The sequence below is a fragment of the Nostoc sp. DSM 114160 genome, assembly GCF_053470305.1.
This window is the reverse complement of record NZ_JBPFGO010000001.1, coordinates 603,540-624,783: the sequence shown is the minus strand read 5'-3', so window position 1 is coordinate 624,783 and position 21,244 is coordinate 603,540. Positions and strand designations below refer to the sequence as shown.

Annotated in this window: 15 protein-coding genes; 2 read left to right on the top strand and 13 right to left on the bottom strand. The window is 41.4% G+C overall.

What is annotated here, in order from left to right:
- Window positions 1-152 precede the first annotated feature (152 nt).
- The 4 genes from NSTCB13_RS02950 to NSTCB13_RS02935 form a co-directional block, all read right to left on the bottom strand.
- Complete coding sequence (locus tag NSTCB13_RS02950) at window positions 153-542, bottom strand: VOC family protein (RefSeq protein ID WP_445629739.1); 390 nt, start codon at window positions 540-542, stop codon at window positions 153-155.
- Window positions 543-624: 82 nt separating this feature from the next.
- Window positions 625-1,161: a GAF domain-containing protein gene (locus NSTCB13_RS02945; RefSeq protein WP_448271303.1), complete on the bottom strand. Its 537-nt coding sequence runs from the start codon at window positions 1,159-1,161 to the stop codon at window positions 625-627.
- A gap of 1,428 nt (window positions 1,162-2,589) precedes the next feature.
- Entirely contained in the window at window positions 2,590-4,500 is a 1,911-nt protein-coding gene (gene dxs, locus NSTCB13_RS02940) for a 1-deoxy-D-xylulose-5-phosphate synthase (RefSeq protein ID WP_448271302.1), read from the bottom strand.
- Between the two features lie 759 nt (window positions 4,501-5,259).
- On the bottom strand, window positions 5,260-5,706 hold the full coding sequence (locus NSTCB13_RS02935) for a hypothetical protein (protein ID WP_448271301.1): 447 nt from the start codon (window positions 5,704-5,706) through the stop codon (window positions 5,260-5,262).
- Between the two features lie 129 nt (window positions 5,707-5,835).
- Here NSTCB13_RS02935 and NSTCB13_RS02930 point away from each other — a divergent pair, with 129 nt between their 5' ends.
- Entirely contained in the window at window positions 5,836-6,042 is a 207-nt protein-coding gene (locus NSTCB13_RS02930) for a hypothetical protein (RefSeq protein WP_448271300.1), read from the top strand.
- Here NSTCB13_RS02930 and NSTCB13_RS02925 read toward each other — a convergent pair.
- The 7 genes from NSTCB13_RS02925 to psbO all read right to left on the bottom strand — a co-directional run bounded on the left by NSTCB13_RS02925 (window position 6,039) and on the right by psbO (window position 13,079).
- Complete coding sequence (locus tag NSTCB13_RS02925; RefSeq protein ID WP_448271299.1) at window positions 6,039-6,329, bottom strand: CopG family transcriptional regulator; 291 nt, start codon at window positions 6,327-6,329, stop codon at window positions 6,039-6,041. The genes NSTCB13_RS02930 and NSTCB13_RS02925 overlap by 4 nt on opposite strands.
- Window positions 6,330-6,378: 49 nt before the next feature.
- A complete protein-coding gene (locus NSTCB13_RS02920) occupies window positions 6,379-7,629 on the bottom strand; it encodes a competence/damage-inducible protein A (RefSeq protein ID WP_448271298.1) in 1,251 nt (416 codons plus the stop codon).
- A gap of 110 nt (window positions 7,630-7,739) precedes the next feature.
- The gene (glyA, locus tag NSTCB13_RS02915) at window positions 7,740-9,023 is read right to left on the bottom strand and encodes a serine hydroxymethyltransferase (RefSeq protein WP_448271297.1); all 1,284 of its coding nucleotides are present in this window, start codon (window positions 9,021-9,023) and stop codon (window positions 7,740-7,742) included.
- Window positions 9,024-9,419: 396 nt separating this feature from the next.
- Window positions 9,420-9,671, bottom strand: a complete 252-nt coding sequence (locus NSTCB13_RS02910; protein ID WP_445629746.1) for a hypothetical protein — start codon at window positions 9,669-9,671, stop codon at window positions 9,420-9,422.
- 2 nt (window positions 9,672-9,673) lie between these two features.
- Window positions 9,674-10,537 carry a hypothetical protein gene (locus NSTCB13_RS02905; RefSeq protein WP_445629747.1) on the bottom strand — a complete coding sequence of 288 codons (864 nt, stop codon included), beginning with the start codon at window positions 10,535-10,537 and terminating at the stop codon, window positions 9,674-9,676.
- A gap of 162 nt (window positions 10,538-10,699) precedes the next feature.
- The gene (locus NSTCB13_RS02900) at window positions 10,700-11,476 is read right to left on the bottom strand and encodes an RNA polymerase sigma factor SigF (RefSeq protein ID WP_322713663.1); all 777 of its coding nucleotides are present in this window, start codon (window positions 11,474-11,476) and stop codon (window positions 10,700-10,702) included.
- A 766-nt stretch (window positions 11,477-12,242) separates the two neighbouring features.
- Window positions 12,243-13,079, bottom strand: a complete 837-nt coding sequence (gene psbO, locus NSTCB13_RS02895; RefSeq protein ID WP_448271296.1) for a photosystem II manganese-stabilizing polypeptide — start codon at window positions 13,077-13,079, stop codon at window positions 12,243-12,245.
- Window positions 13,080-13,866: 787 nt separating this feature from the next.
- Between psbO and NSTCB13_RS02890 the strand changes: the two genes are divergently transcribed.
- A complete protein-coding gene (locus NSTCB13_RS02890; protein ID WP_445629749.1) occupies window positions 13,867-14,214 on the top strand; it encodes a hypothetical protein in 348 nt (115 codons plus the stop codon).
- Window positions 14,215-14,324: 110 nt separating this feature from the next.
- On the opposite strand, the gene NSTCB13_RS02885 is transcribed toward NSTCB13_RS02890, so the two are convergent.
- Both NSTCB13_RS02885 and NSTCB13_RS02880 read right to left on the bottom strand, forming a co-directional pair.
- Window positions 14,325-19,373 carry a WD40 domain-containing protein gene (locus NSTCB13_RS02885; protein ID WP_448271295.1) on the bottom strand — a complete coding sequence of 1,683 codons (5,049 nt, stop codon included), beginning with the start codon at window positions 19,371-19,373 and terminating at the stop codon, window positions 14,325-14,327.
- 103 nt (window positions 19,374-19,476) lie between these two features.
- Window positions 19,477-20,808 carry a P-loop NTPase fold protein gene (locus NSTCB13_RS02880; RefSeq protein WP_448271294.1) on the bottom strand — a complete coding sequence of 444 codons (1,332 nt, stop codon included), beginning with the start codon at window positions 20,806-20,808 and terminating at the stop codon, window positions 19,477-19,479.
- Window positions 20,809-21,244 lie beyond the last annotated feature (436 nt).

The following is a 21,244-nucleotide window of genomic DNA, read 5'->3' as shown; positions in this document are numbered from 1 at the left end:
TGCGATCGCCATCAAATTGTTCTGTCCCTAATGACCTAAAATCTTTATTTTCTACTTAAGATTTATTTTATAAATAGTCTTTTAGGTGTTGATTTTTTCTCTTGCGATCGCAATCTACAGCCCAATTAATCGCGTCCAAGGCAATTTGCTATTTAGCCATTCACCAACGACACCAGCACACCGTTGGGATCGCGGACACGAGCAATAGTGTGTCCCCCTGGCTGGGTTTTCGGGGCATCTAGTGTTTTTGCACCAGCCCCGATCGCTCTCATGTAAGCGCTGCCAACATCAGGAGTGATAAATGATATCTGAATTAATGGTGGTGGTTGTGTGGGATCGTTGGCATGAAAGCCACCAGGAAATAATTTCTGTGCTTCGTTACTAGAAGAGAAAGCTAGTGTGGTGTTTCCGGTTTCGATTTCCGCCCAGATAGATTGCCCTTTTTCCAGGAGAGTGCGACGAACTAAACCAAAAGCTTTTTCGTAAAACTCAACTGTTTTAACTACATCGTCTACCCAGATTACCGTGTAACCAAATTTCACAGTTTTTTCTCCTTTTCTAGAAAGATCGGTGCTGGCGAGGATTTCTGCTACTTAACTGTATGCGATTTGAATACACAGTAACTTAGCTTTCCAGAATGTTACGATCTGTTGCTAGGGTTTGTGCCCCTGTTTGGACCGTTTCTATATCTGATGGCGACCAATAATGAGGCCCTTGACACTGATGTGCTACTAGTAATCCCCATAATCCTTTAGGGATGACAATTGGTACAACCAAGTTGGCGCGAACCTGCATACTGCGGAGAAAATCTCGGTGACAAGGCTGGATTGGCTCTAATTCAATATCAGCGATCGCTCTTACGCGTCCTGCTAAGTATAAAGCAGCATACTCATTGTTAAAACAATCATCTGGCCCAGTGGAACCAAGTATTGAGAATTCTTGAGAACTCAAAGATTCAAAAGTCACCTGCCCTTCCCACTGACTGTAAAAATAATACAACACCACCCGATCGACCTGAAGCGATTCTCTGAGTTGATTGGTTGTTTGCTGGACTAACTCATCGCGCTGTATTGATTTAACAAGGCGGTCGAGCAATTTCTGTAAACCCTGTTCAGAGCGATCGCAGCTGTGGTTAAATTCGGAGTGAGGATGAATTTTCACGGTTCTAATATGACGACTAAGTAAATGCTGCCGTATTTATATAGTAATTTATTACACTTTCTTTAAATACATTTTTGTATTGAGAGCAGCAATTCAATTTTAACGAAACACAATACTAGTAAACCTCTTCGTCAATTTAAAATAAATTACTAAGAAGTAGCGTTTTTTCATCTACACTAAGGATGATTCTAAATTTAAAATTTAAAGTTCAGAATATTAAAATTTTACAGATAATATGTATCTTGAGTTTTTCTAGCATAAATTATTGATTGCGATTTAATCTGCGAGTTTTCACCAAATCACAAGTCAGTTTGTATTCACAGTTACAAAAAATTATCAGTCAATATAGTCCAGATAAGAACAAAACACTTGTAAAGACGGCGATTTATCGCGTCTCAAAAACCCAAGCGTATTGCCAGCTATGTTTGCTTTAATGAGTTAATGCAACTCTTTGTGATTCTCCAAACATTGGGGCGAAGTTACGGTAAGCTTCTAATGCTGCTTCTTTAACAGTTGTATTCACAATCGGAATATGTTGTGAGGATGTAGCTAAATTGATCTTCGGTTAAGCCGTAAAGGTGTGCTACCATTCCATCGAGTTCGGCGCAGAGTTTAGCGCGTTCTGTTTCGTCAGTAACGCCTTGTTGATGGAAACCTAAACCGACTTCTTGCGCGAGTTCGTCAAATTCTGGTGTGGTGTTTAACCATGCTTTTGATACTTTATAAATCCTTTACCTTTGTTTACGGTTCAGAAATATTACTGAAATCGATTTCTTTGAGTCTTGGCTTTCTTTGTTTGTATAGCCGTGATTTTTTAATCATCAGGTATATTTGTTGATTACTTTATCAAAATGCCTAATTGCTTTATAAAAATGCCCGTTTACTTTCTCAAAATACTGAAATGCTTAATCAAAATAAGCTTTGACTTACTCAAAAGGTCATTTGACTTACTCATTTTGGTGTTTTCCGCAAGCAAAAGCAGCTTTTACTTACTCAAAAGGAGCTTTTGCTTACTCATTTTGGTGTTTTCCGCAAGCAAAAGGAACTTTTACTTACTCAAACCCCAGTTTACTTTCTAATTTCGGTGTTTTCCACAATATAACAAAGACGCGATAAATCGCCGTCTCTACAAAGGGGTAATTATTGTAGAGACGGCGATTTATCGCGTCTATTGCCTTAATTCAAAATTACGAATTAGAAAATAATCCCAAAGAACAAATAATCTGAGGTTCTTGCTTTTCTAGTTATTCTGTAGGTAGATGTAGTAAGGTGAGACTAAATCTTGCCTAGCCCAACTCCGATCGATAATTGCTGCTAATTCTTGAAAAATCTCTACACAACCGTAATCTTGCCAGCGATCGCTAATCTTCTCATAAAAATAACCCCTATAAAAGGGGTTATTTTTAGATAATACTGTTGATAAGTAAACTAAACCACAGCAGATAGTTGCCGTTTAAAGAAAGCTTGCAATACTCTCTCTGCTATTTGATGACTAGTTAAACCTAGTTCTGTCTTAGATTCATTGGGTTCAGCATGATCTACCAACACATCTGGTACACCAAATCGCTTGACAGGAACGAGAATATCTGCATCTAGTAAAGCCTCGGCGATCGCAGAACCAAAGCCACCCATGACACAGCCTTCTTCTAAGGTGACGACACGGCCGATTTTCTTCGCTAAAGGCAAAATCAACTCGGTATCCAAAGGCTTAACGAAACGGGCATTAATTACAGTTGCTTCAATGCCATGTTCGCTGAGAATTTCAGCAGCTTGCATTCCTGGATAGACCATTGTGCCATAAGCAACAATTAACACATCATCGCCTGTACGCAGAATCTCGCCTTTGCCGATTTCCAAAGGTTCCCAACCTTCCTCCATTAAGGGAACGCCGTAGCCATTGCCACGAGGGTAGCGCATTGCGATCGGGCCGCTGGTATGCTCAACACCAGTTACTACCATGCTTTGCAGTTCTGCCTCGTCTTTGGGGGCCATGATTACCATGTTAGGAATGCAACGCAGATAGGCAATGTCATACATACCTTGGTGGGTGGGGCCATCAGATCCGACGATTCCCGCCCGATCCAAGCAGAAGAATACTGGCAGGTTTTGGATGCAGACATCATGAATTATCTGATCGTAGGCGCGTTGCAAGAAAGTAGAATAAATAGCTGCAACGGGGCGCATTCCTTCGCTTGCAAGTCCTGCTGCTAAGGTAATTGCGTGTTGTTCCGCAATGCCGACATCTATATATTGATTCGGCAGTTTTGCTTGAAGCTTATCTAAACCTGTCCCCGTTGCCATAGCCGCAGTAATGCCGACGATTTTCGGGTTTTGTTCGGCAAGTTTTACCAGAGTGTGAGAAAAGACTTTGGCATAAGCTGGGGGTTTGGGTTTATTAGAAGGAATAGCTTTGCCAGTTGCGACGTTGAAGGGGCTTTGAGCGTGGTAGCCAACTTGATCTAGTTCGGCAATTTCATAACCTTTGCCTTTTACTGTTGCTACATGTACCAAAACTGGGCCTGGTATCTGATGTGCTTGTTGGAAGGTAGCAATCAATTCTTCAAGATTATGCCCATCCACTGGCCCAATGTAGGTAAAGCCGAGTTCTTCAAAAACTGCACCTACCTTCGGAACAGCCAAGCGCTTCATACCTTCTTTGATGCGTCCGAGTTCGGGTGAGAGGGATTCACCAACGAAGGGAATTTGCTTAAACTGTTCCTCAAGATTATCTTTAATAAATTGCACCGGTTGGCTAAGGCGCATTTTGTTGAGATAGCGAGGAATCGCGCCGACGTTGCGAGATATGGACATGTCGTTGTCATTGAGAACAACCAACAGGTTCGTTTTTGGTATGTGTCCGGCATGGTTAATCGCTTCTAAAGCCATGCCTCCAGTCAGTGCGCCATCGCCAATCACAGCAACGGCTTTAAATTTTTCTCCTTTCAAGTCTCGCGCTAAAGCCATGCCCAAAGCTGCTGAAATACTTGTAGAAGCGTGTCCAGCCCCAAAGTGGTCAAACTTGTTTTCACCCCGTTTCAGATAGCCCGCAACTCCGTCCTTTTGTCTGAGGGTGTGGAAGCGATCGTAACGTCCTGTAAGCAGTTTGTGGGGATAAGCCTGGTGTCCCCCTACATCCCAAATAACTTTATCCCGATCTAAGTCCAGTGTTTGGTAAAGTCCTAGTGTTAATTCGACAACACCCAACCCTGGCCCCAAGTGTCCACCATTAACTGCTACTGTTTGAAGATGCTTATCTCGAATCTGACGGGCAATCTGTTGTAGTTGGCGAACAGATAAACCGTGCAACTGATTAGGATGGGTGATTTCGCTCAGATGCATATTATAAGGTTTTCCTCTCTAACTTCGAGTCTCGGTATTTTGATTTTCCCACGGTCGGGTTGTCCACAGAATCAAACTCTTACATTGTTACTAAGTTGTAGTGGAAAGTATAACTTCTTAATTGACGATGGTGAAAAATTTGTTAACCATTAACAATTCGTCAAATAAGATTGCAATCAGTTAAAGTTATAACACATTTTCCCGTGGGTAATGCTACCTAAAAAATGCCTCTAATGCGTATATAAAAACAAGTTTTTTAAGAGTAATTTGCGGAAGTTCCCTAAGCAGATTACTCAATTTTGCCATCTTTAAGTTAGTACAAACGAAAGTCAAATATTTTATTTACAGCTATATATCTAGCATAATTACTAGTAAATATTTAACTATGGTTTCTACTCTGGTTCGCTGACAGCAGCTAATTTTATCAACGATCGCTAGTTCTTATAACTGGGACAAATATGTATCTAAAGCTACTTGATTACTTGATTACTTTATTTAACTTCATTTATTAATATATATCTCGTTAAGAGTCTCCAACTGGAAACGAAGCATTAATTACAATTCCTTATAGGGATGCAGAGCTATCTGTGTTACCCTACCATAATGTTTAACTACCTGTAAATTGCTGTAATAATATTGATGTAACCTTAGATTTTCCGAAATTACTCGCAAACAACAATATTTCCGACCTCTTTAAGAAGTCGGAAATTTGAAGCTTTCGATTTTTACAAATCCAATCGGATTGCTATATCTATATCTCTATTTACCAAAAGCATCCTTAATGTTTTCAACAGTACGTTCAACAACATTCTTTGTGTTGTCTACTGCTTCTTTAGTCCGAGATGCATCTTCATTTGCTCTCTTCTGAATTGTAGCGGCATCCTTCTTGGCTTTACGTCCAATAGGGCTATCATTGTCTGTTGCTTGGTCAACTTTACTGGAATTGCTCTTGGCAGCGTCCTTAACTTTATCTGCCGTATCATCAATGAAATTTTTGGTTCGTCCAGCATCTCTAGCAGCTTTGTCTTGGGCGCGATCTGCATCATCATATGCTGCAATCAAGGTTCCAGAAGGAGCAGCCATTGCTGAGGTGTTGGAGAAAAATGCACCTTGCCAAACGAAAGCGATCGCTAACATACAAAACAGCGCTGTGGCCATCCAGCGTTTTACGGTGGAAAACTGTTTTGCAACATAATTGGATTTCATACAATACAATCTCATGTGATTTAGTATACTATTTCTACTTCATTTAGCTTGCTAGCTATATCGATCCCTAGATAGAAGTTCTGGCATCAATAGTGATGAAATGAATTCACTATTTTGATAGATTGAATTTTGAGTAAAGATTATTTCTTAGGAATTAAACGTAGAATTAAACAGTTTACAGTTTTTGAGCATCCGCGATCGCTTCCTCCGGGCGGTTACGCCATCGCCACTGAATTTTTACGATTAGGGCGTTTGCGTTCTGATTTTTTCTTAAGTCCAATCCAACATCCGATCGGTGGTACACCTACTACAAAGTCAATGCTGAGTTTCAATTAGAAATTCCTTGAAAGCGGGGTGTAGAAATCACAGAAATCATACTTAGCTTTCAAGCCATCTCTCAGAATTGACTTGTAATTTACAGATAGATCCGAATCTGTATGACCGCAACCAATAAAACCTGTTTGGGTCAGCATCAACAACGCATTCTTTTGTTTCTGCTGAAGCTGCTGGTAATACAACTCAATAGCAGACTTAATCACATCCGTTACTGCTTGATTAGTCTGCTGTTGAATAAAGGTTAGTCGATCGGCATACTTGTCATCTAATCGTGCATTAATTCGCATCGTTAGGTTCGTTTGTCATACAATCTGTATGACAAACATAATATACCTACTACCTTGTCAACAACTTCCGGCGCAGATTATCCAACGCTGCATTTGCACTGACATGACGAATTAAAGCTCTACCTCGCACAGTACCAAACTGATACTCAAAACTTGTCACTTCATCTTTTGGCCCGGCTAAACCAATGTAAACTAAACCCACTGGCTTTGTATCTGTCCCTCCGGTTGGGCCAGCAATTCCAGTAATACTCAGTCCCCAAGTTGTTGCAAGGCGGGTTTTGACTCCAACAGCCATTTGCTCTGCAACAGTAGCACTTACCGCCCCAAATTTCTCTAAATCTTCCTGGTTAACCCCCAACAGCCTAACCTTTACGGAATTGTCATAAGAAATTACTCCACCCCAAAAGTAATCAGAACTTCCAGAAATCTCAGTCAACATTTGCCCTAAACCGCCACCAGTGCAAGATTCTGCCACTGAAAGCGTTTCTTTTGATGTACGCAACAACTGACCAACTACAGAAGCAAGAGTATCATTATTAACACCGTAAAAATCCAGTCCGGCAATTTCTTTAAGTTGTTTTTCAATGGGCACAATTAGGGCTTCTGCGGCTGCTTCTGAATTTGCTTTTGCAGAAACTCGCAATCTAACTTCCCCTTTACCTGCATAAGGGGCGACTGTGGGATTTGGCAACTTTAAATACGAAGTAACCTTTTCCGCTAAAGCAGATTCACCAATACCCCAAAACTTTAAACTCCGGCTGTAAATAATTTCTTTACCCCAACCTTGACTTTTGAGAAATGGCACAGCTGTTTCTTCCCACATCACGTGCATTTCACTGGGAACACCGGGAAAGGTGAAAATCGTGATTTCAGGACGAGGTTGCCAAATGATGCCGGGTGCTGTTCCAGTGGGGTTGGGTAGAATTTCTGCACCTTGAGGAATCAAAGCCTGCTTGCGATTACTTGGTGACATAACCCGACCACGTTGGGCAAATTTTTGCGTTATATCTTCGATGATGTCAGAACGTTCTACCAACGGGACTTTAAAAAAATCGGCGATGGTTTCGCAGGTGAGATCGTCTGGTGTGGGGCCGAGTCCACCAGTGAAAATGAGAATTTGCGCTCTGGAAATAGCAATTTCTATAACTTGCTTCAACCGTTCTGGATTATCCCCAACCACTGTTTGATAGTAGTGGGGAATACCGAGTTGCGCTAATTGTTGCGCCAAAAATTGAGCATTGCCGTTGAGGATATCTCCTAGCAATAATTCAGTACCAACACAAATAATTTCTGCACTCATTGGAAGGAATAGTTAGGAATTAGGAGTTAGGAGTTAGGAGTTAGGAGTTAGAGTTAGGAGTTCAAAACTTAAAACTCATCACTCTTAACTCTTAACTCCTAACTATCATCTCAGGCTAATGCTGGTACAGGAATTTCCAGATGAGGATATAAGGGGAAGCGATCGCACAATGCCGCTACCCGTTGACGACAATCTTGGGTTACTACGTCGGAATCTGGAGAAAGTAAGCGATCGCTAATAATATTGGCAATCTCGGTAAATTCTGCTACTCCTAAGCCCCGTGTGGTCATCGCTGGCGAACCTAATCTCAGACCGCTGGTAACAAATGGTGACTGCGGATCGAAGGGAATAGTATTCTTGTTAGCAGTAATATTCACGGTACTGACTAGCTGATCTGCCTGTTTACCAGTTAGACTTACAGAGCGTAAATCTACTAAGATTAAATGATTATCAGTGCCATTAGAGACTAACTTTAAACCACGGTTTTGCAGTTGTTCTGCCAAAGCACGAGCGTTTTCAATTACTTGGGCAGAATAAGTTTTAAACTCAGGCTTGAGGGCTTCTCCAAAAGCTACTGCCTTGGCAGCAATAACGTGTTCCAATGGCCCGCCTTGGCTGCCAGGAAAAACAGATTTATCTAGCTTTTTACCTAGTTCTGCGTCGCTAGTCAAGATTAAACCACCTCTAGGACCGCGTAGAGTTTTATGGGTAGTTGTTGTGACTACGTGACAGTAAGGAATGGGGTCGGGATGAAGACCAGTGGCAACTAAACCAGCAATGTGAGCAATATCGGCAAGTAAGTAAGCGCCGATTTCATCAGCAATACTACGGAATTTTTCAAAGTCAATTACACGTGGATAAGCCGAATAACCACAAATCAAGAGCTTAGGACGCTCCCTCAGCGCCAGCTCGCGAATTTGATCGTAGTCAAGTTGTTCTGTTTGTTGACTGACACCGTAGTGGCTAACTTTGAACCACTTACCTGAAAAATTTACAGGAGAACCGTGGGTAAGATGTCCCCCATGAGACAAATCCATCCCCATAATTTTGTCCCCTGGTTCTAGGAGTGATAGGAACACAGCAAAATTGGCTTGTGCGCCAGAATGGGGTTGCACATTCGCATGAGCAGCCCCAAATATCTGTTTAGCACGGTCGATCGCTAGTTGCTCGATTTTGTCGATAAACTCACAACCGCCATAGTAGCGTTTACCAGGTAATCCCTCAGCATATTTATTTGTCAGTACCGAACCTTGAGCTGCCAATACAGCAGCAGAGGTAAAGTTTTCACTAGCAATCAACTCCAAATGGTCTTGTTGGCGCTGTAGTTCGTCATTGATTAACCCAGCGATTGCCGGATCGCTGGAAGAAAGAAAGTCTGAATTAGTCCTAGTCACTTGAATTATCCTTATGGAAATTTGTACAACGGCTGATTTTGCTTGGATGCAGCACCTAAATATACAGTCAAAAACCATTGGTCTTGACTGCTGTACAGAGGCAATTACTCGTCTGCGTACTCTGGAGGTTTATTTGTGCCAACTTATTTATTATTAGACCCAAGCTCGATTAATGCATTAATTATCATAACGTTGCTTTTTGAAATCCTCACCTTGCTGGGTGTTGTGAGGTCGTTAGACAGTATTCTTTATGAACCTATGTTAAATAATGCTTACTGCGTAGGCGTAGCCCGTCGGAGACATCGCTGCTTTGTAGAATGATTCATGAACAACAAGAACCCCGACTTATTAAAGAAGTCGGGGTTCTGCGGGTTGCAATTCTCACAAATCAATAAATCAAATAGGATTCATATAGCGATTTTGATAGTAAGCCAAAATCTGGTTAACTCGTTGCCGATTTTCTAAGCTAGAGTTTGCTGTCCACGAGAGGCTCAAGCCAGCAATTTGACTTTGATTGTAATCAAACTGTTGGGATGACTGGGGAATTAAATCCACTTTCACCCCTTCGACTTGACGTAAATGAGCTGCTATTTCTCTATAAACAGCTAAAGGCAAACCAGCGAATTCAACTTTTTCCTTAGTCTCCATCTTTATGAAGCTCCCACATTAGACGTATTTTGGGGGGGTGTTGTCACTGAAATTGCATTGCCGGTAGCAGATGCAGCTGACGACGTTGATTTGACAGTCCCTTCCCCTACCATTTTGGCAACTTCAATACCATATTGTTCCAAAATTACGATGGGGTTGTAGCCCTGATTCATTTCAATACGTTTAATCAGTACGCCATTTGCTAATCGCTGTCCCGCTTGTACATACCGACTTGTCGGCTCATCCGGTACTTTGATAATTGCTTGTGGTTCTTTACTAATTAGAACTACACCAGTCACAACTACTGCCCTTGCTAACTCAGGCTGTGCTGGTGGTGGCAATACAGAGACTAAAGTGGGGTTGGGAACAACTTGAGGCAAAACTTTAGGTAACACTTTAGGCAACACTGAAGTCAAAGTAGGATTGACTTTTTTTGGTACAGAAGAAACGTTGTTTTTCTTTGGATTTAAAGCGATTCTGCGTGTTGGAAGTTTTCGTACTGCTAGTGATGCAGTAGGTAGCTTAGGCACCACGGGAACTGGTCTTCCAGATGTTTGAGCCATTCCGGGAATAGTCTGCCCGAAAAGTTGTGCAAAAGGATCGCTTCGAGTTTTTGATACCACAAGTTCCCGTGTCCGCTCTGTGGCATTCGTGGATTGAATCAAGCTAACAGATGCAAGATTAACTTGTGAGACTTGTTTGGCCGGTATCACTGGATTCTGAAAGGATTGAGCCGCTGGTGGCGACTTTTTTGCTATTTTGGGAACTGGCACAGGATTGATGGCTTGTGGTGTATCTTCAGAAGCACATCCAGCGAGCGCCAAAGTTAGAATAGCTGCAATTGTAATTTTTGAAGTTATGCCCATGAGCCTTTCTCAAAAGCCATTGGAAAATTGAAAAGTGGAAATCAACATGCCTAAAATTTAGATCAAAGGCAAAGTATGTTCCCTTTATAACCTAATTTTTTACATTTCAAGGGTTATTTTTAGCACTGCATCCCCAGTATAACTGCGGTTGGTTTTTTGCAGTCAATCTTCTGCCACACCCATAAGCTCTTTCATCAAATCCAGTCCTTTCTTGACTCGACGGGAAACCGTTACTACACTGATGCCCAGATGTTCTGCAACTTGTTTTTGGGTCAAATCTTGCAAAAACACACATTCCAACACATCGCGGGTGCGTTTTTCTAGCTGAACCAAAGCTTGTTGTAAGCGAAGTTGGTCTTCTTGTGCCAGTTGAAAGCTGCGATAGTGAGGATCTGGAACCAATTCTCCCAAGCAGGTAGAACCTTCTTCTCCATCTTGGATTGGCACATCAAGACTCAAGGGAGCGCGATTAACCCATGCTAATTTAATTTCTTGCCATTCGTTTGGAGAAATTTCCAGTGCTGCCGCTAATTCCGAGTCGGTTGGTTGACGATTGTGTTTTTCACGCCAAGAACGTGATACTCCTATTGCTTGCTGTTGGAGCGCTAACCATTTCCGAGGAATTCGCACGGTGACACCTTTATCTCGGAGATAGTGTTGAATTTCACCCCGAATATAGGGAAGAGCGTAGGAACTGAAGGCATGTCCCTTAGAAATTTCAAATCTTTCAATAGCTCTGATTAAACCCAAACATCCAACCTGGAGCAAATCATCGTAGGTTTCATGACATTGATTTGTCCAATAGTGAGCTTCTTTTCTCACAAGTCCAAAATTGAGTTTTACCAGTTGATTGCGAATGTTTTCTGACGGAGATTGTTGATATTCTCGCAACAACTGCCAAATTTCGTGCTTTAGTTCATTGGTGACTGTGGTAGGCATAGCACCGGGTTTATTGAGCAAATAAAGAATCAATTATTATTCGCTTTTTAAATTCAGCTGCGATCGCACGATATCAAATGAAATATTGCGCAATATTTCATACAAATACTATGGTAGATAATAAAGACTTTCTATTAAAATTCCATAGGTTACTTGACAATCGAGCAAAATTTAGATGGGCGAAATTATTATTTAGTTGGTTATTTATCTTTGGTATGACTTGTAGCTTTTTTAGAACCACATAGAAATAAAATATAAAATTAATCACTAAATATCAAACCGAGATTGTACTTAACTTCAGTTAATTAATGATGAAATTAATTTAGAGAAACTAAACAGCAGTAGTCGAGCTTTGTTTCACAAGTAAAAGTTCGATTTACAGTAAAATTACGTGCTCATTCCACTGAAATTTATTCAATCGTTAAAAATTACTAATAATTTAAAAAAATCTTATGTATATTTACGCAAGGCAATAAAAAAAGGGCGTCTCACCCTTTTTTGTACTTAAGTCTATAGTGTTTTAATGAAAGGGAAAAGGTGAAAGGGATGAATCAAGTCACCCATAAGACTGAGGGATAAGAATTTTCACAATTGCCAAGGTTATTTTGCCCCCAATTTTACTCAGATTTAACTTTTCCCCATTTTTGTAAAAAATCTATTCACCCTCTTTTTGAAAGAGGGTGGATAGTTTAACTTTTGCGATCAAGTCTGGTACTTACAGAATTGTCGTTTTGAGTGCCAGTCAGTTGCCTTAACTTTTGAAGATTTAGCCACGAGTCGATTCAACCCGTCCATAAAATAGACCACGAATCTTGACTTCTTTAGGTTCGCCAGCACCTAAATCTGTATCAGATGGCTGTTCGCTCTCAAAAGTGCCAGCAATTTCACCGCTAGAACTGTCTATTTTGGCGATTTGCAGAGAAATCTTGCCATTAAAATTTTCAGCGCGCTTGACGTTAGTGCGGGTCAGTTCTTCATCATCTGCTTGAGCGGGGAGAGCTACAGCATTATCGTAGCCACTGACGACACCACGACCTTTAGGATCTAGGAAGGCAGCACCACGATAGGAGGGAACTTTAAAGCTGCCTTCAAAGTCCGTGGAGGTGTTAATACTGGTCAAGCTGGGTTGGCTTTGAGCAACCAAATTTTTGATGGTGAAGAGGAAAGGTACTCGCTCACCACCAGGAAGTTGCACAGTGATGGCTTGGAAGTCAAGACCATCAGTTTCCTTAAAAGTCAGGCTATTATCTGCGTTAACTTTTAGATTACCTTGCACCTGGTCAATGGTGGAAGTGTATCTGGTCAACAATTTGCCAGCAACAAATTCTGCTTCTTGGCGTTTATTAGCAGGTTCTTCTTTGATGAAGAAGCTAGTTGGTTCCAAGCAAAGTTCTTTGATGGTATAAGACTGGCTAGAATCAATGGGAATGGAACCACGGCTTGTTTCTGCTAGTTGGGGGCATTTGTTCGCCAAGCCAGTGCCACGAATTTGATCGTAAGTGAGTACATCTCTACCACTACTGGTAGTAGGAGCATCACTACAAGCAGTTATTAGCCCCAGGCACAAAGCCAAGAATGCAACAATTAAAGCGCGATACCTCATGGTCAACCTCAATCTCAAAAATTAATATCTAAGTTGTAAAACTGCATCGAAGCTTTGATCTCTGATGAGAAGCTGCTACTCTGCGAAAAGCTACCTTTGTTCGGACACGGCTTTGCTCTGATTAAGAGAGTTGAAGCAAGTGTTCGGGTGTCTAGTTGTCAGACGCTGCTCAAACTTTTCTCTGCTAAACGTAGTTAAACGTGTCGCTCTCTTGAGCTTGGAGTGTAAACCCCAGACTAAGTAGAACACTGCATCCATTTTGGATGTGTGTCACTAGGGGAGCAAAAAACCAGCAGTTTTACTGTTGGTGGCATTTGTTTGAAGTTGGGCGAGTGTATGAGTAAGCCTCACACAGAGAAGCATAAATGCTTGTGCCTTGAAAAGTGCAAACAGGGGTATCTGCTTCGCACTTTGCTCTTGCTTATCGCAAAAGCATCGTCGCCCAAGTCTTTTTGTATCATGTATGTGACGCCACTACATACAGCCCATTGTTGGATGGGTAAATCAGCCAGATCATACGATTTTTTTTAACTCAAAATCAAAGTTCTCAAAATCCAAGAAAGTCTCGTCCCGATCGCATCTAGCTTCTGTAAAGCCTATGCTAAAGGTTACTACGCTCTTTTTGGAGCGATCGCAATTGCTTTTGATAAAGATACAAATCTAGTTATATTCACCCCTAACTAGGGCAAATGAGGAGATGCAGTAACAGGGGGACAACTGACAAACTAGGGAAAATTAAAAATCTCCGGTAAATTTGAGTTGACCTCATTTATACGGAAAAGGTGGCATGAACGATCGCAAAAATATTAAATCAGAGAAGTTGTCTGGTAAACTGCAAGCAATCGCAACTGTAGTGTATGATGCCGCTACAACCTGTGAAGGCGATACTGTAGCTCTTTTAGCTTTGCTGCGGCAATTAGAGCAGTTACACCGAGAAATCCGGGATGGAGTTTTTCAAGAAAGTTTGCCTGTTAACCGTCGCCAACTTTACTCACTGCTGAAAGATATTGAGTCTGAGGGGGGCTGGCCTTATATTGAGCGCATGAGGCTACAAGCCTTTTTAGCGAATTTGCCACAAGAGGCTCCCGAAGAAAATAGCCATGAAGTTTTGGAGAGCGATCGCTCTATTGGCTGATTAGCTCGAAATTTATTTCTAGTTTTGAATTAATAACTCCGATCGCCTCATCAACCGCTAAACCAAGAGCGGTTGCTCATTGAGGCTTTAACCTAATTCGTAATTTGTAATTAAAAAGGGTTTGTACGGATTATCCCATCACAAAGAAGGCGATCGCGCTCTTCAAGATTGTGGTTGTGCTTAAGGTAATCACCCACCCAATTGCAACCACGAACAAGCAGATCGTCAAGATTTAAATTCCACAGAATTATTGTGTTGTCAGTACTTGCTGATGCTAGTGTTTGACCATCTGGGCTAAAACTGACACTTAATACCCCAGCGCGATGTCCATTAAGACTTTTAATTAACTTGCCCTCAGGACTCCAGAGTTTCACTGTACTGTCCCAATTGGCGGCGGCGAGTAATTCACCATTGGGGCTGAAAGTCACGGCATTGACGCTATCGCTGTACCCTTTTAATAAGGTTTTTAATAACGTCCCATCCCGTTGCCACAGTTTTACGGTGTTATCCCAGCTGGCAGAAGCCAGTAACTCGTCAGTGGGACTAAAGCTGACACCTGTCACCCAGCTGTCATGGGGTGAGAAAGTTTTTAACAATGTACCATCCCGTTGCCAAAGTTTAACAGTTTGGTCATCACTGGCAGAGGCTAAAACTTGACTATTATGGCTGAAGTTTACACTATTTACAGCATCCTGATGCCCCACTAAGGTTTTGAGCAACTTGCCCTCACGGTTCCAAAGTTTCACTGTTTTATCTTTGCTAGCTGAAGCCAAAAACTGACCATCAGGACTGAAATTCACGCTCATCACACTATTACTATGCCCGTGGAGAGTCATGATTAAAGTACCGTCTAACCGCCAAAGTTTCACTGTTTTGTCAAAACTTCCTGAAGCCAGCATTTCACCTTTGGGGTCAAAACTGACACTAGTAACTTCATTTGTGTGCCCCACCAAAGTTTTGTAAAGTCGAGTTTTGACCTCACCACTGCTGGTGTATCTTTGCCAAAGTTTGACAGTGCGATCGCGACTACCAGAAGCTAGCATCCGGCCATCGGGACTCCAAGCAACGCTCAAAACTCGCTTCCGATGCCCTTGAAGAATAGACGGTCTGGGAGCATCTAAACTCCATAGTTTTATACTTTTGTCGAAACTTCCTGAAGCTAGCAATTTGTTTTTTGGACTGAAAGCTAAGCTGACAACATCATCGCTGTGTCCTTTGAAGGTTTTGAGTAAAGTACCAGTAATACTCCAAAGGTTTATGGTTTTATCTTCACCAGCGGAAGCTAACTTTTTACTATCGGAACTAAAGCTCAAACTCCACACTGTACTGCGATGCTGCCGTAAAGTTTTGTAAGGACGAAAGTCAAAACTGTCTTTAGTGCTGTTACTTTCCCTGAGCCAAAGTTTCACTGTTTTATCTCGACCTGTTGAGGCCAAGAATTTACCGTCTGGGCTGAAAACAGCTATCATTACAGCTTGTTGATGTCCCTGCAAAGTTGTAATAAGGCTACCGTCCCGTCGCCAGATTTTTACTGTTTTGTCGTCGCTGGCCGAGGCGATGAATTGACCATCGGGACTGAAGTTTACCCAGTTAACCCACCCTCGATGTCCTCTCAGTATTTTTACTAGGCTACCGTCTTTGTGCCAAAGTTTTACAGTTGTATCCTTACCGCCAGTAGCTAACAACTCACCATCAGGACTGAAATTAACGCTGTCAACCGAATCTCCGTATCCTTTCAGGGTTTTATATGGTTTAGGGTCAAATTCATCTGTAACCGGGTTTTTGTGCCAGATTTGCACTGTTTTGTCAATGCTGGCGGACGCTAGGGTTTGACCATCAGGGCTAAAACTTACACAGGTAACAGCACCAGTGTGACCTTTGAGGGTTTGGAGTAAGGTACCGTCAGGACGCCAAAGTTTCACTGTTTTATCTTTACTGCCTGATGCTAGCAACTGACCATCTGGGCTAAAAGTTACTCCCCAGACAACATCAGTGTGCCCTTCCAGGCGGTTAACCTCAGTTACCCCGTAAACTGCTTGTTGCAGTGCTGTTACTACCCGCATTCGGGTATCTGGCTGAACTCCATCAGCTTGTTTAAGTCCTTTCCAAGCCCGTAGACTTTCTAGGAGGGCATCAAATTCTTTATTAGATGCAAACAGAGCTTCGCTAGCAGCAGCGATCGCACTAATTTGTAAGTTGGTTTCACTACGTTCAGCTCGTAGAGTTTGGCGGACTGCTGCTCTTTTTTGTAAGTCGGCTTGCCACCATAATGCTGCTATTGTTCCCCCCATAATTGCTAGGATTGCACCTGCTATCCGTGCTTCCCGCAGTCGTCGTTGCAATACCAAATTTAGTTGCTTTTGACTGAGTTGTTGGGCTGCTTCGGCTCTAGTTTTTTCAAGTTTAATTTTTTCTAATTCGGCGAGCATACCATAGTTGTTCTTTTGGCGAATTGGTTCAACTAAATAATCGTGAACCAACTGGTAGCGATCGCCTAACTCTTCTCTGACTCGCAATACCAAGCCTGAACCCACCAATATTTCTAAAATCAGTTCTCCAACTTTGTCAAAGCTTGATATCGTATCTATATTATAATTATTAACTAATGCAGCTGCTAAATCAGCTTTAGTTTTTAAAGGTCGCGTCCCCTTTTCATCTGTTAATTCAAATAATAATTTCCAACTTAAATCTTCGTTCTCTTGACCGCAATCTTTGATAACTTCCCCTAACCAGCGTTCCACTAATTTTGCCGAGCCACCACAAAGCTTATATTCTGCAAGTGTCGTAATGTTTTCTATTTGTAGTTGAGCACCGACTATTTGTAATTCAATTGGATGTACTTCGTCTAGTTCTCCTGTCAAATCCTGGACTAATCGGTTAATCAATTCCTCACTTAGTTCATAATGTGAACGTTGAGTAAGACTGTGAATTATGGCTTTGGCATCTCGGCTAGAGAATTTTCCTAAATAGTAGCGAATATCCTTATCAAGAATATTTTTATTAATTACTCCTAAATCATATAAACCAGTACTATTTTTCTGGCTCAAACGTTCAAACTCTAACAAATGATGTAAGTAATCTTCTCGTAATGAAAGAATAATTTTTACATAAGAAATATTTAAACATTCACTAAAAAATTTATAGAATTCTATTCTTTGTGTAGGAGGATTACTAACAAAGAAAAATTCTTCAAACTGGTCTAATATGATAACTATTGTATAATTGCGCTCAGATGCTAGCCGAATTCTTTCTAGTATTATGGTGGGTGTAGAGTCAATATTAACCGATATTCCTGTGTATGCTAATGCTTGATTGATACTGCTACTCAAGATTGTTATCCAATCAGTATAAACAGACAAAACAATCGGTATAGGAATGCGTTCACCGATAACTTTTCCCTTGAGTGCTGGGACTAAACCAGCTTTGAGAATTGAACTTTTCCCTACACCAGATGGCCCATAAATAACTGTGAGTTTGTAGTCTGCGCGGGCAATTCTTTCAATGAAGCGATTGACATCTTGTTGCCGTCCAGAAGCAGATATTTCTTGAGCAATTTCTTCAGGAATAAACGGTATTTTGTGAGATTCTAGTACTGGATTAATTCTAGGGCGTTGTGGCTGTAATTGACTTGCTCCGATAAAGGCACGAAAGCCATACTGATGTTCTATTTTAATTTTTTCTTGCTTCAGCTTAAAGGCTTCTGTATAGTTATGACACTCAAAAAAGTAAAGCGATCGCAGTTCCTCTAAAATCTCTAAGTACAGTAATGGCTGATGTTGTAGCTCACAAACTACCCTCGCCCATTCTAAGTTATTGATAGCTTCCTCGCACTCACCCAAATGCCGTTGTGTGCGTGCTAGCAACAGAAGATACCAACTTTCTTGTCGTCGTCTTCGCAAAGCGTCTCGCAAAGAAACTTGTGTTACTTCTTCAGAGATAGAAAGCGCTGTATTGGCTAATTCATGAGCCAGTACCCAATTCGATTCTGAAGCCGCCACATTTGCCAAAAAACCATAATTTTGAGCAACTTGTGCGGGAGTTCCATAAATTTTATGTAGGTGTAATGACTTTTGAGCTAATTCTTTTAAGTCATTCCAGGCTTGTAAACGTTGTAGCATTTCACAAGCAGGCAAAATGAATTTAGCAACTAAGTCTTCTCTTTGTACCTCCTCCAATAGCTCCAAGCATTGTTTAAACCACGACAGGGCATGTTCGCAATAGCTACTAGTATTCTGGTATAAGTCTGCCATTCGGTGATAACAAAGCCCCAAGTGGAATAGTACTATTGCTTGCTTAAGTAAAGATGAGGAGGGCATAGGTTGAGGACATGAGAGGGGCAAAGAAGAATTACTCTCCCACTCTGCTATTCTCCTCGCTTCCTGCTGCCACAATGCTAGGCTTCTTTGATAATTGGCTAAAGCACCATTAATTTGATCGTTAGCGTATTTATCTCGCCCCAACACAAATTCTAAACTAGCTTCTAATCCTGGTGTTAATTTAACGCCATACAGGCGTAGTAAATCATTACGCGCTGATTCTATTTCGTGGCGGTGTTGGGATTTTGGATCTAAATCTAGGAAGGCGTTAGATAAAAACGTTTCAGCACCTGCTTCTAAAACTTTGGCAAATAGAGATTCTTCCTCTTGAGAGATCAAAGTAATTAAATCTACTTTGGCCATTTCAAATTTAATAGTGGTTGCAGCCCAGCTTTTGAAATCAGGCGCTAATCTTGAAAGCAATGATGCTACTTCATCCTGTAGCCACAAGACCACTGGAAATGGAAAAGTAGCAGCATAGATATCTCGTGCTTGGTTGATACCTGTAAGTAAGTTTTCGAGGTCGGTAATTGACTCAATACCGAAAATCATGACAGCAGACGGTAAAGAGTCTGTAAGGACGGCAGGATTATCTAAAGATAGTTCTGAGATGATTGTGCTGTGTAAAGAAGTAGTTGATGGATTGAGAACGATTTCTCTGATATTAATTTCTTTGGTGTTCGAGCGAATATTCTCTAACATTTGCTCGCGTAATCGCTCATAGTTGCATCGAACTAAAATCAGAGCAAATTGACCTTCGGAAAGTGCGATCGCTCTAATCAATCTTTGTAAAGTATGCTGATTTTCTTTGGTGTAGACACGTAGCTGTTTGTCATTACTCATTGGATATGGGGCTGGGCATTGGATATGGGGTATTAGGCATTGGATATGCAGCATTAATCATTAGTTCACTAACAAATGACCAATAACAAATGACAATTGACTGTTACTTGTTTTGTTGCCAAGCCAAAACTTTTTCTGTTTCTGCCAAGGCTGGACTGATGCCAAACCAGCGCCCCACAGGATCGCGATATTCAAACAGATACATGCTTCTTAGTAAGCTCTGATAGTCAGACTCACCTTTAACTCTCTGCTGCTGTACTACTTCAAACAATAATTCCCACTGGGACTCATCAATAGCTAATAGCAGATCGTCGCGGTAATCCTTAATCACAGCTTCTAAGCAGTCCCTAGAAAAAGGCGGATCTTGTCGTTGCAGGCAGCTATAAAGTAAGCCTAATAAGTTACGAATGTGACCACCACTAACGCGACATAGACGATCCAAGGTTTCGGAGCGATCGAATAATTCTGTAATTAATAAAAGTCTGTTATTCAAAGGAACTTCTGGAAAAGCTCTAGCTAGAACTAACTGGCGCACTAGCGACATTCCTGGTTCGTAGTCACTGCCATCTCTTTGGCGCACCAATACCATCGGTAGTACTTTTGGTGCAATCCCTCCCCCCAGACGATTTTTCAGTGTCTCATACTCATTGGAAAAAATTAACGTTAGGGGAATTGTGTAAACTAGGTGGCATTTAAGTCGGCGTAACTGTTCGCCTCGGTCAATGAAGAGATATTCTGGTTGCGATCGCCCGGATGCTAAGGGACGCATATCCACTCGATCCAAATTATCTACAATCACTACCAGTCCTTTTTGACCCCTTAGCTTTAGCTGTTCAACAGCCTTTTCTAAAATCTCTTCGTTAATCGCCTGCAAAATACTATTGGTACGTGGTTCCAGATATTGCCTCAGTTGATTCCGCATCTGGGTGCTATCTTTGGTTTTGGCAGTAATTTTGGCAATACCCAAGGACAACTCTGCTTGTCCAGAAAGTTCTATGGGGCTTTGCAAAAAATCGCCTACTTCTTTAAACAAATTGGTAAAGTAACCAGGTTTGAGTTTGATGCTAATCCCTTCTAAACTGGCACTGACTTGACGGGCTACACTCAGTAAAATATCGCTGATATCAATATCTGCCATGTCTAAGTCTTGACTGGACTCAAAATAAACCACATGAAATCCTGCCAATTCTAGTTCTGTCTTAAGGCGCTGCAATTCCGTTGACTTACCGCAGCCGATATGACCCGTAAATAACTGACAGGTTGGCTCGTCAGGAGAAATACGAACGATCGTTCGTTGCAATTCTTCGACAATCTTGCAACCACGTACATCAGCAAAATCTATGTAATACTGCCGATCTAGTTCGTTACTTATATTTAGCGTGTAGCTAGGGTTACATGCTTTATAAAAACGTGACAAATTTAATGTCGTTTTCATGTATGTAGAGGTTTATGTAGATGCAGCTTAGTTTGGATTTTTTATACAATAAATCCCTATCTAGGATGTAAATAGAGGATTGATTCGCAACGAGGTGGTAGTGTCTCGCAAAAGACAGCGCTTGTTGCCAGATTACTGTCAGTAGTATGGCAGAGATTTAATTGACCCTAATAGCAAATGGCACTAAGATAATGCAAACCCATTATCTACAAAGCTTTGGGGTGTGGGGTGTAGGGTGTGGGGTATAGTGACGTTCGCGCCAGCGTTGCGTGCAAAGAAATTTGTTTATGTTCGCACTTATTTTTACTTTTCTTGATTTTTTCTGAACTTCCCCTATACCCTTACCTGGCAAGGATTTCATCTTTTATTGGTGCCGCTCGACCTGTCGGGTCTTAAGCATATCTGTCCTTTTTACACCTGCTATTGAGGTTTTGAC